Here is a 16,616-nt window from a genome sequence, read left to right on the forward strand (position 1 = left end):
CTATAGGTAAGCGTTTCAATATCGATTTCATTTTATCATATTTTTTATGTAAGAAAAACTCTTGAAAACGTTTTTAGGAAATGTTATAATAAGTACATGTCCAATATGTATTACGAAAAAAATCCTACAGTAGCACATGATATTCATGAAATCCACGTAAACTTACTAGACACCCCAATGTCTTTCATGACAGATGCAGGTGTTTTTAGCAAGAAGATGGTTGATTATGGTAGTCAAGTGCTTTTAAAAACCCTTCATTTTGAAAAAGGGGCATCGGTGTTGGATGTTGGTTGTGGTTATGGACCAATTGGTTTGACACTTACTAAGGTGTTCAGCACCAAGACAACACTGATTGATATTAATAGCAGAGCTTTGGATTTAGCTACAAAAAATGCTGAGAGGAATGGTGTTACCGCTAAAATTTATCAATCCAATATCTACGAAAACGTGGACGAAACATTCAATCATATTGTTTCAAATCCACCTATTCGGGCCGGAAAATCGGTTGTACATGAAGTAATTGCTGGAGCCTTTCAACGCTTAGAGGCAAACGGAACCTTGACCATTGTCATTCAAAAGAAACAAGGTGCACCGAGTGCCAAGGCTAAGATGGAAGAGGTGTTCGGCAACTGCCAAATTATAAAGAAAGACAAGGGTTACTACATCCTTGAAAGTGTGAGAGAATGAGAGCAGTTGATTTAATTCAAAAAAAGCGTGATGGCTTAGAACTATCGTCTGAAGAAATCAAATGGTTGATTGATGGATATGTAGCTGGGACAGTACCGGATTATCAAATGTCAGCCTTGGCGATGGCGATTTATTTCAAAGGGATGTCAACACGTGAGATTTCTGATTTGACAATGTCTATGGTTGCAACGGGTGAACAGATTGATTTGTCTGCAATTCCAGGCATCAAGGTAGATAAGCATTCTACAGGTGGTGTCGGAGATAAGGTCACACTCATCTTAGCACCATTGGTAGCAAGTTTTGATATTCCAGTTGCAAAGATGAGCGGTCGTGGACTTGGTCATACTGGCGGAACCTTGGATAAGTTAGAGTCAATCAAAGGATACCAGATTGAAGTTAGTCAAGAAGATTTCATCAAGCAAGTTCAAGATACTGGTGTTGCAGTTATCGGACAGTCAGACAATCTTGTTAAAGCTGATAAATTGCTCTATGCCCTTCGAGATGTGACAGCAACCGTTGACATTATTCCACTGATTGCCAGCTCGGTAATGTCTAAGAAAATTGCCGCAGGTGCGGATGCGATTCTTCTAGATGTAACAGTGGGAGAAGGTGCCTTCATGAAGACCGTTGAAGAAGCACGGGTTCTAGCTCAAACCATGGTGGACCTTGGCAAGGCGGTTGGGCGCAAGACAGTTGCAGTTTTGACTGACATGTCTCAACCAGTTGGAACTTCGATTGGAAATCGTTTGGAAATTTTAGAGGCTATTGAAATTTTACAGGGTAAAGGTCGAGAAGATGTTACCGAATTTATCTGTGAACTAGCCCAAATTATGTTGGGGCTTGCAAATGTTGAGAAAAGCATTGAAGAAGTACGCCAACATATTGACAATGGTGCAGCTTTGAAGAAATTTGAAGAGATGGTCCTTGCTCAAGGTGGTGACTTAGAAGATTTATATCGTCCAGTTCAGGTTACACAGCAAGTTCCAGTTCTTGCGGAGGAGGATGGATACCTTGTAGGGCTTCCTGCGTTGGAATTCGGTCTCTTTGCAATGAAACTTGGTGCAGGTCGCGCAGTCAAGACAGACGATTTAGATTATGAAACAGGTATTGTCTTCCATAAGAAAGTAGGGGAAGCTGTTTCTAAGGGTGAACAAATCGCAACGATTTATGCCAATGAAAATATTTCGGAAAACATGCTTACAAATTTCCAAAAAAATGTTAAAATAGATAAAGAAAGTGTAAAAACGAAAGAAATCATAGAGATTATTTCTTAATATACGGAGAAAACTATGAAATTGAATAAATATATTGACCATACAATCTTGAAACCTGAGACAACACAAGAGCAGGTTGAAAAGATTTTGGCAGAAGCAAAAGAATATGATTTTGCAAGTGTCTGTGTTAACCCAACTTGGGTTGCTTTAGCAGCTGAAAGCTTGAAAGATAGTAATGTAAAAGTTTGTACGGTTATTGGTTTTCCTCTCGGAGCAAACACACCTGCTGTAAAAGCATTCGAAACAAAAGATGCAATTTCAAATGGAGCAGATGAGATTGACATGGTTATCAATATCGGTGCTCTGAAAACTGGAAATTACGATTTGGTTTTGGAGGATATTAAAGCTGTTGTAGCAGCAAGTGGTGATAAACTAGTCAAAGTTATCATCGAAGCATGCCTCTTGACTGATGATGAGAAAGTGAAAGCTTGTCAATTATCTCAAGAAGCTGGTGCGGACTATGTTAAAACATCTACAGGATTTTCTACAGGCGGTGCCACAGTAGCGGATGTTGCCTTAATGAGAAAAACAGTAGGTCCTGACATGGGAGTGAAGGCTTCAGGTGGTGCACGTTCGTATGAAGATGCCATTGCCTTTATCGAAGCAGGAGCGTCTCGTATTGGTGCGTCATCAGGCGTGGCAATCATGAATGGAGCACAGGCAGATGGAGACTATTGATTTAATTGAATTAGCTGTAAAAAACAGTCAAAAAGCATACGTACCGTACTCAAAGTTTCCAGTTAGTGCAGTTCTTGTAGCTAAGACAGGGGAAATATTTACGGGTGTAAACATTGAAAATGCAAGCTTTGGTTTGACCAATTGCGCTGAAAGGACAGCTATTTTCAAGGCCATTTCTGAAGGTGTGAAAGATTTTTCTGAAATCATTATTTATGGCGAAACAGAAAAGCCAATATCTCCTTGTGGAGCTTGTCGCCAAGTTATGGCAGAATTTTTTGATAAGGATTTAAAAGTGACCTTGGTCGCTAAAGATCAATCGACAGTCGAGATGACAGTCGGGGAATTACTTCCATATTCCTTTACAGACTTAACCTAGTCTGTATGACAGTCATTTGACTGTAGCAATATTACTCTGCAACAATGTAGTTGCAAAAAGATTTTTAGGAGGGTTCAGAAATGAACAAGAAACTTGTAGGACTTGGTCTGGCAGCTGTTGCGGCTGTATCTTTGGCTGCATGTGGTAACCGTGCTTCAAAAAGCAGTAGCTCAGAAGCATCTTCATCAGCGGACACATCTGTAAAAGCTGCTATCGTTACTGACATTGGTGGTGTTGATGACCGTTCATTCAACCAATCTGCATGGGAAGGTCTTCAAGAATGGGGTAATGCAGCTGGTCTTTCTAAAGGTAATGGCTACGATTACTTCCAATCAGCTAATGAATCAGAATACATTACAAACCTTGATTCAGCTGTTGCTGGTGGTTACAACCTTGTGTTCGGTATTGGTTTTGCCTTGGAGAGTGCGATTGCTGAGGTTGCGCCAAATAATCCTGACACACACTATGTAATCGTGGATAGTGTTGTTCCAGATCAAGACAACGTAGTTAGCGTAGGTTTCGCAGACCATGAAGCATCATATCTTGCTGGTGTTGCTGCAGCTAAGTCAACTAAAACAAACCACGTAGGTTTCATCGGTGGTATGGAAGGTGTTATCATCGATCGCTTTGAAGCTGGTTTCGTTGCGGGTGCTAAGTCTGTAAACAAAGACATCAAGATTACAGTTGACTATGCAGGTTCATTTGGTGATGCTGCTAAAGGTCAAACTCTTGCAGCTGCTCAATATGCTGCAGGTGCAGACGTGATCTTCCACGCTTCTGGTGGTACTGGTAACGGTGTATTTGCTGCTGCTAAAGCAGAAAATGAAACTCGTAATGAAGCAGATAAAGTTTGGGTAATCGGTGTTGACCGTGACCAATCAGCAGAAGGTGAATACACTTCTAAAGATGGTAAGTCTTCTAACTTTGTATTGGCTTCAACATTGAAACAAGTTGGTACTTCAGTTAAAGATATTGCAACTAAAGCTGTTGCAGGTGAATTCCCTGGTGGTCAAGTACTTCGATTCTCATTGAAAGATAAAGGTGTTGAATTGGCAGAAACTAACCTTTCAGAAGATGCTTCTAAAGCAGTTGCAGATGCTAAGCAAGCTATCTTGGATGGCAAAGTAGAAGTTCCTGAAAAACCTTAATGAATTTCTTTTCGACAATTCCGATTCGGCGACCCGACGGGGTCGCCGTTTTCGGGCTGAGGTTTTTCTCAGTAAAGCCTATCAGCTATGGTAGGTTTTACTGACAAAAATGGTATAGTTGATGAAGAATTTTAAGGTACTAAAGTAGTACTGAAGAATTTTCAGAAGGCTATAGTCAGAAAGGATAATAGATTATGACTAAGGATTATGTCATTGAAATGCGCAATATCACTAAGATATTTGGTGAATTTGTAGCAAATGACCACATCAATTTGAATGTCAGACGTGGTGAAATTCATGCCCTTCTTGGTGAGAATGGTGCGGGGAAATCTACTCTGATGAACATGCTTGCTGGCTTGTTGGAACCTACAAGCGGTGAAATTGTTATCAACGGTCAATCCGTAAAGATTGACTCTCCATCCAAAGCAGCCCAATTGGGGATTGGTATGGTGCACCAACACTTTATGTTGGTTGATGCTTTCACAGTTGCTGAGAACATCATTCTGGGTTCTGAAACCACCAAAGGTGGCGTGATTGACCTTAAAAAAGCTATCGCAGAAATTAAAGAACTTTCTGCTAAGTATGGTCTTGAAGTTGATCCAACTGCAAAGGTTGCAGATATTTCTGTGGGTGCACAGCAACGTGTAGAAATCCTTAAAACACTTTACCGTGGAGCAGACCTTTTAATTTTTGATGAGCCGACAGCTGTATTGACCCCTGCGGAAATTGCAGAGCTCTTGAAAATTATGAAGGCCTTGGTTGAAGAAGGTAAATCTATTATTTTGATTACGCACAAATTGGATGAAATTCGTGCAGTTGCCGATAGTGTAACAGTTATTCGTCGAGGTAAATCAATCGAAACAGTTGCCGTTGAAGGAGCAACAAACCAAGATTTGGCTGAGTGGATGGTTGGACGTTCCGTTTCCTTTAAAACAGAGAAAGTTGAAGCGAGTCCTAAAGAAGTCATTTTGTCAATTAAGGATTTGGTTGTCAATGAAAACCGTGGTATTCCAGCAGTTAAGGGCTTATCGCTTGATGTTCGAGCAGGTGAGGTTGTTGGTATTGCCGGTATCGACGGAAACGGTCAAAGTGAGTTGATTCAGGCAATCACTGGTTTACGTAAGGTAAAATCTGGCTCAATCACTATCAAAGGTGAGGAGGTAGTTGGTAAAACTCCACGTAAAATTACAGAAATGCAAGTGAGCCACGTTCCCGAAGATCGTCATCGCGATGGACTCGTTCTTCCGATGACTGTTGCTGAGAATTTTGCGCTTCAAACTTACTATAAAGAACCGATTTCAAAAAATGGTATCTTGAACTATAATATCATTAATGAAAAAGCACGCGCGTTAATGGAAGAATTTGACGTTCGTGGGGCGAGTGAACTCGTTCCAATCAAGGCTCTTTCAGGCGGTAACCAGCAAAAAGCTATCATCGCGCGTGAAATCGATCGCAACCCAGACCTTTTCATTGTTAGCCAACCAACACGCGGTTTGGACGTTGGTGCTATTGAGTATATTCGTAAGCGTCTCATTGCAGAACGTGATAAGGGTAAGGCTGTTCTTGTTGTCAGCTTCGAATTGGATGAAATTTTGGATGTATCAGATAGAATTGCTGTTATCCATGATGGTGTCATCCATGGTATTGTTGAACCTGCTAAGACCAATAAACAAGAGTTAGGTGTCTTGATGGCAGGTGGACATATTGAGAAGGGAGAAGAACATGCTTAATAAATATAAGAATTTGGCCCTTCCATTAATGGCTGTGGTCAGTGGTATCCTACTTGGAGCGATTGTCATGCTTGTTTTTGGCTACGATCCAATTTGGGGCTATGAAGAGTTATTCTATTCAGCTTTTGGTAATATCAAATCAATTGGTGAAATTTTCCGTGCAATGGCACCACTTGTTTTCACTGCTCTCGGTTTCGCAGTAGCTAGTCGTGCAGGTTTCTTCAACGTTGGTTTGTCTGGTCAGGCCTATGTTGGTTGGGTTTTTGCTGGATGGTTTGCCTTGGCGAATCCTGACTTACCACGTCCAGTTTTGATTTTGGGAACAGTCTTGATTGCTATGTTGGCAGGCGGTATTGCTGGAGCTATTCCAGGTATTCTACGTGCCTATTTGGGAACAAGTGAAGTTATCGTTACGATTATGATGAACTACATCTTACTCTATTCATGTAACTATATCATTCGTGATGTATTTGCAGATAGTTTGATGAAGAATACAGACTCGACAGTTAACGTGTCAGCAAATGCTTCTTACCAAACAGAGTGGCTCCGTGCATTGACAGATAACTCACGTATGAATATTGGTATTTTCTTTGCCATTATTGCAGTTTTTGTGATTTGGTTCCTATTGACCAAAACGACTCTTGGTTTTGAGATTCGCTCAGTGGGGCTTAACCCAACAGCATCGGATTATGCGGGTATGTCTGCGAAACGTACAATTATTCTATCTATGATTATTTCAGGTGCTCTTGCGGGTCTTGGGGGAGCTATCCAAGGTTTGGGTACTTTCCAAAACGTTTACATCCAAAGCGGTAACTTGGATATTGGTTTTAATGGTATGTCAGTAGCGCTTTTAGCTTCTAATTCACCGTTAGGTATTCCATTGGCTGCCTTTCTATTCGGTGTTCTTTCTGTCGGTGCCCCAGGTATGGTACGTGCACAGATTCCACCTGAATTGATCAACGTTGTTACTGCATCAATCATTTTCTTTATCGGTGTGAAATTTATTTTTGAACAATTATTAAAATCTAGAAATAAAGCGAAAGGAGCGAAATAAGATGAATGTTTCAATTCTTGCCTTACTCATTTCGCAAATGTTGATTTATTCAGCACCCTTAATCTTTACCAGTCTTGGAGGAGTTTTCTCTGAACGCGGTGGTATTGTAAACGTTGGTCTAGAAGGAATCATGGTTATCGGTGCCTTTGCTGGTGTTGTTTTCAATATCGAATTTGCAGGGACATTTGGTAATGCTACTCCATTATTAGCTGTTATTGTAGGAGGTCTTGCTGGTGTTGTCTTTGCCGCTATTCATGCGATGGCGACGATTAATTTCCGTGCAGACCACGTTGTATCAGGTACGGTGTTGAACCTTTTGGCTCCAGCATTGGGAGTTTTCCTAGTCAAGGTTATCTATAATAAGGGGCAAACTGATAGTATTACTGAATCATTTGGTAAATTTTCATTCCCTATCTTGGCAGATATTCCAATCATTGGTGAAATTTTCTTCAAAAATACAAGCTTGATGGGTTATGTAGCTATTGCAACAGCATTTCTTGCTTGGTTCATCCTTTATAAAACCAAGTTTGGTTTGCGCCTTCGCTCAGTAGGTGAACATCCGCAGGCAGCGGATACTTTGGGAATCAATGTCTACGCTATGCGTTATGCAGGTGTGTTGATTGCTGGTTTCCTTGGTGGTGTTGGTGGAGCTGTAAGTGCTCAATCAGTGAATATCAACTTCTCTGCAACAACAATCGTAGGTTCAGGTTTCATCGCTCTAGCAGCTGTAATTTTCGGTAAGTGGAATCCAATTGGCGCTATGCTTGCCAGTCTATTCTTCGGTCTTTCGCAAAGTTTGGCAGTAGTGGGTGGACAATTACCAGGATTGAAAGATATTCCAACGGTTTATCTTCAAATTGCACCATATTTGATTACTGTTATTGCTCTGTCTGCTTTCTTTGGTAAAGCAGTCGCTCCTAAAGCAGACGGTATCAACTATATCAAATCTAAATAAAAAGGTCCAGAGGACCTTTTTATCATGAGCTTGAAAATACGAAAGCGAATAAGGTCCAGTGGACCTTTTTATCATGTTCTTTGCTGTACAGGAAATGAATAATTGTCCTATTCAAAGGAAGAGGAGTTAGAGGGACTTTTGGTTGAGAATAGGAAGAATGACTGGTATAATAGTTTGTCACTAAGGTATGAAATGAGGTTAATTGTGAGACGATTGGTGTTAAATATTGCAATGAGTTTAGATGGATTTATTGCACGTAAGGATGGAAGCTACGATTGGATTGAAGGACATGGTACCGATAAATACGATACAGTCTTACAGTTTGATAATCAAAAATTCTTTAACAACTGTGATACAGTTGTGATGGGGAGAAAATCATTAGAAGATTGTCCGTTGGAAATGATTGAAGGATATCAGGAAAAGCAATTTATCGTTGCGAGTCATACCGAGCAGACGGACTATGGTAATGTGCGTTTCGTAAGGGACATCATCAGGGAGATTATGGAACTTCGTTCTAGAGAAGGTGGAGATATTTGGTTGTTTGGTGGAGCAAGTCTGGCTCAGGACTGTTTAGAGGCGGGAGTGATTGATCACCTTATTATTGGGATTATTCCTACTATTTTGGGTGACGGTATTCTACTTTTCGCCTCACTTTTGAAAGAAAAGAAATTGCTCTTGGTAGAGTCCACTGTCACAGATGGAATTGCTATGTTACGTTATGATATTAGAAAGTAAAAAAGGCGAGCTATTGCTCACCTTTTTTACTATTTTTTAGTTTTTTACACCAGCTGCAATTTCCGGGTTTGCGAAAGCATCATCGATGATGTCTTTCAATTGTTTAGCAGAAGCTTGCATTTTTTGCAATTCAGCATCATTCAATGGGATGTTTACTGGACGAACGATACCGTGTGCACCGATGATAGCTGGTTGACCGATGAAGACATCTTCAACACCTTCGTATTGACCTGCTTGATATACAGACAATGGAAGAACAGCATTTTCATCATCAAAGATTGCTTTAGTAATACGAGCAAGAGCAACACCGATACCGTAGTATGTAGCACCTTTTTTGTTGATGATAGAGTAAGCTGCATCACGAACAGATACGAACAAGTCAACAAGACCTTGCTCATCGATATCGCGGTTATCTTGCAACCAGTCGTACAATTTCACACCAGCAACGTTTGCGTGTGACCATACTGCGAATTCTGAATCACCGTGCTCACCCATGATGTAGGCGTGTACAGAACGTGCGTCAATACCAATTTTCTCAGCCAAGGCTTGACGGAAACGAGCTGAGTCAAGTGAAGTACCTGAACCGATAACACGTTCTTTAGGGAAACCAGAGAATTTCCAAGTTGAGTAAGTCAATACGTCAACAGGGTTTGCGGCAACAAGGAAGATACCGTTGAAACCAGATTTAACGATTTCAGTAACGATTTGTTGGTTAATACGAAGGTTTTTCTCAACCAATTCAAGGCGTGTTTCACCTGGTTTTTGTGGCAAACCAGCTGTCAAAACAACCAAGTCTGCATCGTGAGCATCTGAATACTCAGCAGAGTAGATTTTTTTAGGTGAAGTGAAGGCCAATGCGTGGCTCAAATCTTCTGCGTCACCTTGTGTACGGTCTTTGTTGATATCGATGATACCCAATTCTTGACCGATACCTTGGTTAACAAGGGCATAAGCATAAGCTGAACCTACGGCACCATCACCGACAAGGATAACTTTTTTGTGTTGTTTAGTTGCAGTCATTCTAAACATCTCCTTAGTTTTATTTGGGGATGATATCATCCCAACCATCTACCATTCTAGCACTTTTTATACATTTTGTCACTTGTGAAAGGGACTTTGAAAATGTTTACATGATAGTTTTCAATAAAGAGTTTTGTCGTAAAATATGGTATAATAGAGGCACAATGACTGTTGAAAGAGGCATAAGATGCAAGATAAAAACTTAGTAACGGTAAACCTGACCAATGAGATGAAATCATCCTTCATCGACTATGCTATGAGTGTTATCGTTTCACGTGCTTTGCCAGATGTGCGTGATGGTCTCAAGCCTGTTCATCGCCGTATTTTGTACGGAATGAATGAGTTAGGGATTACACCAGATAAACCCCATAAGAAATCTGCCCGTATCACAGGGGATGTTATGGGTAAATACCATCCGCACGGGGATAAGGCCATTTATGACGCCATGGTTCGTATGGCGCAGTGGTGGAGCTATCGCCATATGCTAGTTGATGGCCACGGAAACTTCGGTTCTATGGATGGTGATGGAGCTGCTGCCCAGCGTTATACAGAGGCCCGTATGAGCAAGATTGCTCTGGAAATGCTCCGTGATATTAACAAGAACACGGTAAACTATGCGGACAACTATGATGCTAGTGAGCGTGAGCCAGAAGTTCTACCGGCTCGCTTCCCTAATCTTTTGGTTAATGGTACGACTGGTATTGCCGTTGGTATGGCGACCAACATTCCGCCACATAACTTGGGCGAAACCATCGAAGCTGTGAAGCTGGTCATGGACAATCCAGAGGTAACAACTCGGGAAATCATGGAAGTCCTTCCTGGGCCAGACTTTCCAACTGGTGCCTTGGTCATGGGGAAATCAGGTATCCACCGTGCCTATGAGACAGGTAATGGCTCTATTACCCTTCGTTCTCGTACGGAGATTGAAGAGTATGGAAACGGCCGTGAGCGGATTGTAGTAACCGAGTTTCCATATATGGTCAATAAATCCAAGGTTCAAGAACATATTGTCAAATTAGTTCAAGAAAAGCGCATCGATGGAATTACGGCTGTTCGAGACGAATCCAACCGCGAGGGTGTACGTTTTGTCATCGAGGTTCGCCGCGATGCTTCTGCCAATGTTATTTTGAATAACCTTTTCAAGCAAACCCAGTTGCAGACCAACTTTAGTTTCAATATGTTGGCTATCCAAAACGGGGTGCCGAAAATTCTTTCTGTCCGTCAGATTTTAGAATCTTATATTGAACACCAGAAGGAAGTAGTCACTCGTCGTACGCAATTCGATAAGGAAAAAGCAGAAGCACGTGCCCATATCTTGGAAGGTTTGCTGATTGCACTTGATCACATTGATGAGGTCATTCGCATTATCCGAAACTCAGAAACCGACGCTATTGCCCAGGCTGAGTTGATGGAGAAATTTGAGCTTTCTGAACGTCAGAGTCAGGCTATTCTTGATATGCGTCTGCGTCGTTTGACAGGCTTGGAACGTGATAAGATTCAGTCAGAATATGATGAACTGATTGCTTTGATTGCAGATTTGGCTGATATTTTAGCTAAACCAGAGCGAGTTGTAACCATTATCAAGGAAGAATTGGACGAGGTGAAACGCAAGTATGCAGACCCACGCCGCACAGAATTGATGGTCGGTGAGGTTCTTTCCCTTGAAGATGAGGACTTGATTGAGGAAACAGATGTTTTGATTACCTTGTCAAATCAAGGTTACATCAAACGCTTGGCTCAGGATGAATTCCAGGCTCAGAAGCGTGGAGGTCGAGGCGTTCAAGGAACTGGTGTCAAGGATGATGACTTTGTCCGTGAGTTGGTGTCAACCAGCACGCACGACCGCCTCTTGTTCTTTACCAACAAAGGACGAGTTTATCGCTTGAAAGGGTATGAAATCCCAGAATATGGCAGAACTGCCAAGGGACTTCCAGTGGTTAACCTCCTCAAGTTGGAAGAAAATGAGTCTATTCAAACCATTATCAACGTGACCAAGGACCAAGAAGCAGATAGCTATCTCTTCTTCGCAACCCGTCAAGGTGTGGTCAAACGGACCAGCGTTTCAGAATTTGCCAATATCCGTCAAAGCGGTCTTAAGGCACTGAACCTGAAAGAAGATGACGAGCTGATTAACGTTTTCTTGACAAATGGTCAGGCAGATGTTATCATGGGAACCAAATTTGGCTACTCTGTGCGTTTTACAGAAACAGATGTTCGGAATATGGGTCGTACTGCAACAGGTGTTCGTGGTATCAATTTACGTGAGGGAGACCAGCTAGTTGGTGCGACAATGATTGCAGATGACCAAGAAGTTCTCGTCTTGACAGAAAAAGGTTTTGGTAAGCGTACCCCAGCCAGCGAGTACCCAACAAAAGGTCGTGGCGGTAAGGGGATTAAGACCCTTAAAGTTGCTGAGAAAAACGGTTCTCTGGCAGGCTTGACAACTGTTTCTGGTGATGAAGACATTATGGTGATTACTGATACTGGTGTGATTATTCGTACAAGTGTTGCCAATATTTCCCAAACAGGTCGTGCAACCATGGGTGTAAAAGTAATGCGTCTAAATGATGAGGCAAAAATTATGACATTTGCTCTTGTTGATGCTGCAGATAAGAATGAAGAAGAGGAGTAGTTGTATGTCAAAACGTACAAAAAATAAAAAAGGAAAGAGTGGGGTTTGGCGCAACCTTCTAGCTTTGTTGCTAGTCTTGATTTCTCTAGCCCTCATCTTCAACACTTCAATCCGTAATTTCATTATTGGATGGAATACCAATAAATATCAGATTTCAAAAGTGACTGCTGAAGATATCGAAAAAAATAAAGAAGCAGAAACGACTTTTGATTTTGACCAGGTTCAGGCGATTTCGACAGAAGCTATATTGGCTGCTCAATGGGAAGCCCAACGTTTGCCAGTAATTGGTGGCATTGCCATACCAGAGTTAGGAATCAATCTTCCAATATTCAAGGGGGTTTTCAATACTTCGCTCATGTATGGTGCCGGTACTATGAAGGAAACTCAGGAAATGGGGAAAGGAAATTACGCTTTGGCTAGTCATCATATTTTTGGTGTAGCTGGCGCTGCGGATGTTCTTTTTTCTCCACTGGACCGTGCTAAAAATGGAATGAAAATTTATATTACTGATAAAAGTAATGTCTATACCTATGTGATTGATAGTGTACAGATTGTTTCACCTGAAAGTGTCTATGTCATTGATGATGTAGAAGGACGTACAGAAGTTACCTTGGTAACATGTACGGACTATAATGCAACACAACGTATCATTGTAAAAGGAGTTCTTGAATCAACAACTCCATATAATGAAACTGCAAAAGACATCTTAGATTCCTTCAATAAGAGTTATAATCAGTATGATTATGGACAATAAAACATCTATATATTGGCTCTTTGTCAACTGTAGTGGGTAGACGAAAAGCTAACACCTAGAGAGGACGAAATGCGTTCTCTCTTTCCTTATGTTTAAAACACAGATAGATTCAAGCTGATTTTAATGAAATCCAGCTGAACTATTTGTGTTTTTATTTTTATCTCTATTATCTTGGACTAATTTCTTATACTCAACTAATTTCAAAATCTGATGTATAATAGAAACATGGAATTTACTAACGAAATGATTACAGAGCTCAAAGCAGCTCTAAAAGATAAAAACTTAGCACCTTATCACAAACGTATTCAAGCAGTATATCTCAGGTCTATCCATACTCCCTACAAAACGATTATGGATAGGCTCGATATCTCACATGATACAATTTGGAGATTGACTAAGAAATATCAAGAACATGGTCTAACAAGTCTTACTTCAGAGGCTAGAGGAGGTCGTCGCCACTCTTATATGACAGTTGAAGAAGAACAAGCCTTCTTGAGTGAGCAGTTAACTTCTGCTGTAAATGGAGAATTTGTAACTGTTGAATCCCTCTATAGAGCTTATCAAGATAAAATTGGTCGCACGACAACTAAAGATGGCTTCTACCAACTATTGAAACGTCATGGATGGGTCAAAGAATCAAAAGATTCTTTGAGACGGGAAATAAAGCTTACGCAGTAAGCAACAAAAGTTAGCCCACGTCCTCAACATCCGAAAAAAGCAGACGCCGAAACCATTTTAGCGTCTAAAAATAAAATCTTTGTACAAGGAAAAGTCAGGTAAGCGGTTTCTTGGACAAAATTCCTATAAGCAAACCCGTCTTCGCTTTCCAATTTCCGAGCTCAGGAAAAAGTCTGCTCCCAGCAGACTTTTTGTATCAAGATGAGGCAGGGGTTGGTTGGATTAGTAAACTAGGGGCATGTTGGAGCCCTAAAAAGCACCGTCCGAATATCTCAAGTCATCACATCCGCGAATTTCGTTACTGCTATGGTGCGGTAGATGCCCATACAGGTGAATCTTTCTTCATAATAGCTGGTGATAGCTGATGGTTGTAATACCGCTTGGGTGAATGAATTTTTACGACAATTATCAGAAGCTTATCCCAATGACTACATCATTTTAGTCATGAACAATGCAAATTGGCATAAATCTCAGGCACTTGAAATACCTGATAATATTGAATTTACATTCATACCACCATATACCCCAGAGATGAATCCCATTGAACAAGTTTGGGCAGAAATCCGAAAACGCGGCTTTAAGAACAGAGCCTTTCAAACATTGGAATCAGTCATTGATAAGCTCCAAGAAATCATTCGAGGGTTAAATAATGAGACTCTAAAAAGTATTGTCCATAGAAAATGGGTTTGTCCAGATTTTGAAATCAAATGAGTATAAACCTAAGACTTCACCAAAGCGTAGACCTGTTTTTAATTGAAGATAGAGCAAGTAGTCAAGAATATTGTATTCCTTGTTTATGTTATATTTTCAAGTTGATAGAAGTTTATAGTAATCAACAGTACTTGTGATAGCTTTTTCAGTTTTGATTTTCCGACTAGCTTGTCCTGCGATGATAACTCCGTCAGTAAAATCAGTAATAGAAAGTTTGTCTCGTTTAGCGAATTTTAATATTTTTCGTATTTCTGAATTTAGTCTTTTAACAGTATGGTTACATGCATTTTCTTCATGCGTTTGTCCTGCGACGGCGTGGGTTGAAAATTTGACAAAATGACGGGGGGGGGGTACAATAGAAATATTAGTGTCTGAAAATAGAAGGAAAAAATGAAGAGAATATTAATTACAGGTGGTTGTGGTTATATTGGTTCTCATACTTGCATAGCGTTACTTGAAGCAAGCTATGATGTTGTTGTGATTGATAACTTGATTAACTCTAGCAAGAAAAGTTTAGAGGCTATCGAAACAGTTACAGGAAAATCTTTAACATTTTACCAAGGTGATATTCGTGATAAGGATTTGTTGGAGAATATTTTCAAACAGGAACAGATAGAAGCTGTTATACATTTTGCAGGGCTAAAAGCTGTTGGGGAATCAGTTGAAATACCTTTGGAATATTATCACAATAATGTGGCAGGAACATTGACATTACTCGAGGTGATGCGACAGTACAATTGTAAAAAGATAATATTTAGTTCTTCAGCCACAGTGTATGGAGCTCCCGAGATAAATCCAATTCCAGAAGATGCAAAACTTTCTGTAACCAATCCATACGGTAGAACAAAATTGATGCTTGAGAATATTTTGCGTGATTTGTACCACTCAGATCAGACTTGGAAGATAACCCTGTTAAGGTATTTTAATCCTATAGGTGCTCATCAGTCGGGATTACTGGGAGAAAGTCCACAAGACATCCCTAATAATTTGCTTCCCTATATCACACAGGTCGCTATTGGTCAGCTTCCCTATATTCGAGTTTTTGGTCAAGACTATCCGACCAAGGATGGTACGGGAGTTAGGGACTATATTCATGTGATGGACTTGGCTACAGGGCATTTAGCGGCTTTAGAACATTTAGAAAATCAACAAAGTTTAGAAGTTTATAATTTGGGAACAGGTCAGGGTTATTCTGTATTAGAGCTAATCCAGATGATGTCTGAAGTTGTTGGTCAGTCGCTCCCTTATAAAATCATGGACAGGCGTCCTGGTGATATTGCAACATGTTTTGCGGATGCAAGTAAAGCTGAACAAGAATTGGGGTGGAAAGCTCAGTTTGATATTAAAGATATGTGTCGAGATTCTTGGAGATGGCAGCAAAATTATACTCAAGGATTTAAAGATTAAATAGAACAAGGACTGGTATTCTCGTTATGGAAGAAATTAAAAATGAGCAAATAGATTTGATGAATGTTGTTCGATTTTTGCGGACAAATCTTTTTAAAATAATTATTCTAGGACTAATTGGTGCTATTATCATGTTTGGATATGCTATGTTTATGGTTGCTCCAAAATATAGTTCTACAACTCAGTTATTGGTCACGCGTAATGAGACCATTGAGCAACAAAGTTACCAAAATGAAACAAGAACCAACCTAGAGATGATACCGACTTACAAAGAAATTTTAGTGAGCGAACCGGTGTTAGATGAAGTGGTCAAAGAAGTTGGAGGCCAGGTTACAGTAGGTCGTTTGAAAAGCAATTTAACATTCAACCATTCTGATGAGAAATCTCAAACCTTCACGCTATCATTAAAATGGAATAGCCCTGATGAGGCACAACGAATACTAACGATTATAACAGAGAAGTTTACACAGGTCTTACAGACAATTTATGGGGACAATGTATCTAAGGTGGTTGTTCTATCAAAAGCGTCTTATAGTGCGGGGAAAACGGAACCAAATTTAAAAAAATATGCCTTAATTGGTGCCGTGATTGGCGGAGTTTCAGCCATTGTACAAGCACTTTATATGATGTTGGCAGATAATACAGTAACTAATGCAGAATTTTTAGAAAGTATGAACCTAGTTGTTTTGGGGGAACTATATACAATGTCCCCAAAAGAACAGCAAAATAGTCGCTTACAAGAACAGAGTTCAAGACGTAGATAGATAAGTTGGAAAG

Annotated in this window: 14 protein-coding genes and 1 pseudogene; 14 read left to right on the forward strand and 1 reads right to left on the reverse strand. The window is 40.4% G+C overall.

Features of this window, described 5'->3' with window-relative positions; genetic code table 11:
- Positions 1-96: 96 nt before the first annotated feature.
- The 9 genes from PHA78_RS04285 to PHA78_RS04325 all read left to right on the forward strand — a co-directional run bounded on the left by PHA78_RS04285 (position 97) and on the right by PHA78_RS04325 (position 8,637).
- Positions 97-687: a class I SAM-dependent methyltransferase gene (locus tag PHA78_RS04285; protein WP_029179557.1), complete on the forward strand. Its 591-nt coding sequence runs from the start codon at positions 97-99 to the stop codon at positions 685-687.
- Entirely contained in the window at positions 684-1,961 is a 1,278-nt protein-coding gene (locus PHA78_RS04290) for a pyrimidine-nucleoside phosphorylase (RefSeq protein ID WP_002940851.1), read from the forward strand. Before PHA78_RS04285 ends, PHA78_RS04290 begins: the two co-directional genes overlap by 4 nt.
- A gap of 15 nt (positions 1,962-1,976) precedes the next feature.
- Positions 1,977-2,639, forward strand: coding sequence for a deoxyribose-phosphate aldolase (deoC, locus tag PHA78_RS04295; RefSeq protein WP_099807286.1), 663 nt, complete (start codon positions 1,977-1,979; stop codon positions 2,637-2,639).
- Positions 2,626-3,015: a cytidine deaminase gene (locus PHA78_RS04300; protein ID WP_024376490.1), complete on the forward strand. Its 390-nt coding sequence runs from the start codon at positions 2,626-2,628 to the stop codon at positions 3,013-3,015. Before deoC ends, PHA78_RS04300 begins: the two co-directional genes overlap by 14 nt.
- Before the next feature lie 80 nt (positions 3,016-3,095).
- Positions 3,096-4,163, forward strand: coding sequence for a BMP family lipoprotein (locus tag PHA78_RS04305; RefSeq protein ID WP_029176024.1), 1,068 nt, complete (start codon positions 3,096-3,098; stop codon positions 4,161-4,163).
- A 194-nt stretch (positions 4,164-4,357) separates the two neighbouring features.
- Positions 4,358-5,893, forward strand: coding sequence for an ABC transporter ATP-binding protein (locus tag PHA78_RS04310; protein WP_002935272.1), 1,536 nt, complete (start codon positions 4,358-4,360; stop codon positions 5,891-5,893).
- Positions 5,886-6,947 carry an ABC transporter permease gene (locus tag PHA78_RS04315; RefSeq protein WP_002935270.1) on the forward strand — a complete coding sequence of 354 codons (1,062 nt, stop codon included), beginning with the start codon at positions 5,886-5,888 and terminating at the stop codon, positions 6,945-6,947. Before PHA78_RS04310 ends, PHA78_RS04315 begins: the two co-directional genes overlap by 8 nt.
- Position 6,948: 1 nt before the next feature.
- Complete coding sequence (locus PHA78_RS04320) at positions 6,949-7,902, forward strand: ABC transporter permease (protein ID WP_012775589.1); 954 nt, start codon at positions 6,949-6,951, stop codon at positions 7,900-7,902.
- A 204-nt stretch (positions 7,903-8,106) separates the two neighbouring features.
- The gene (locus PHA78_RS04325) at positions 8,107-8,637 is read left to right on the forward strand and encodes a dihydrofolate reductase family protein (protein WP_272158476.1); all 531 of its coding nucleotides are present in this window, start codon (positions 8,107-8,109) and stop codon (positions 8,635-8,637) included.
- 36 nt (positions 8,638-8,673) lie between these two features.
- Here the strand turns inward: PHA78_RS04325 and PHA78_RS04330 are convergent, their stop codons facing one another.
- A complete protein-coding gene (locus PHA78_RS04330; RefSeq protein ID WP_105129502.1) occupies positions 8,674-9,657 on the reverse strand; it encodes an L-lactate dehydrogenase in 984 nt (327 codons plus the stop codon).
- A gap of 187 nt (positions 9,658-9,844) precedes the next feature.
- Between PHA78_RS04330 and gyrA the strand changes: the two genes are divergently transcribed.
- The 5 genes and pseudogenes from gyrA to PHA78_RS04360 all read left to right on the forward strand — a co-directional run bounded on the left by gyrA (position 9,845) and on the right by PHA78_RS04360 (position 16,603).
- Complete coding sequence (gene gyrA, locus PHA78_RS04335; protein WP_272158477.1) at positions 9,845-12,289, forward strand: DNA gyrase subunit A; 2,445 nt, start codon at positions 9,845-9,847, stop codon at positions 12,287-12,289.
- Positions 12,290-12,293: 4 nt separating this feature from the next.
- Positions 12,294-13,043, forward strand: a complete 750-nt coding sequence (locus PHA78_RS04340; protein WP_024378723.1) for a class A sortase — start codon at positions 12,294-12,296, stop codon at positions 13,041-13,043.
- Positions 13,044-13,268: 225 nt separating this feature from the next.
- Positions 13,269-14,432, forward strand: a pseudogene (locus PHA78_RS12545) (IS630 family transposase).
- Between the two features lie 390 nt (positions 14,433-14,822).
- Positions 14,823-15,839 carry a UDP-glucose 4-epimerase GalE gene (gene galE, locus PHA78_RS04355; RefSeq protein ID WP_272158478.1) on the forward strand — a complete coding sequence of 339 codons (1,017 nt, stop codon included), beginning with the start codon at positions 14,823-14,825 and terminating at the stop codon, positions 15,837-15,839.
- Positions 15,840-15,865: 26 nt separating this feature from the next.
- The gene (locus PHA78_RS04360; protein ID WP_272158479.1) at positions 15,866-16,603 is read left to right on the forward strand and encodes a YveK family protein; all 738 of its coding nucleotides are present in this window, start codon (positions 15,866-15,868) and stop codon (positions 16,601-16,603) included.
- The last annotated feature ends 13 nt before the right edge of the window (positions 16,604-16,616 follow it).

Source organism: Streptococcus sp. HN38, from assembly GCF_028335765.1.
GTDB classification, from domain to species: Bacteria; Bacillota; Bacilli; order Lactobacillales; family Streptococcaceae; genus Streptococcus; species Streptococcus suis_P.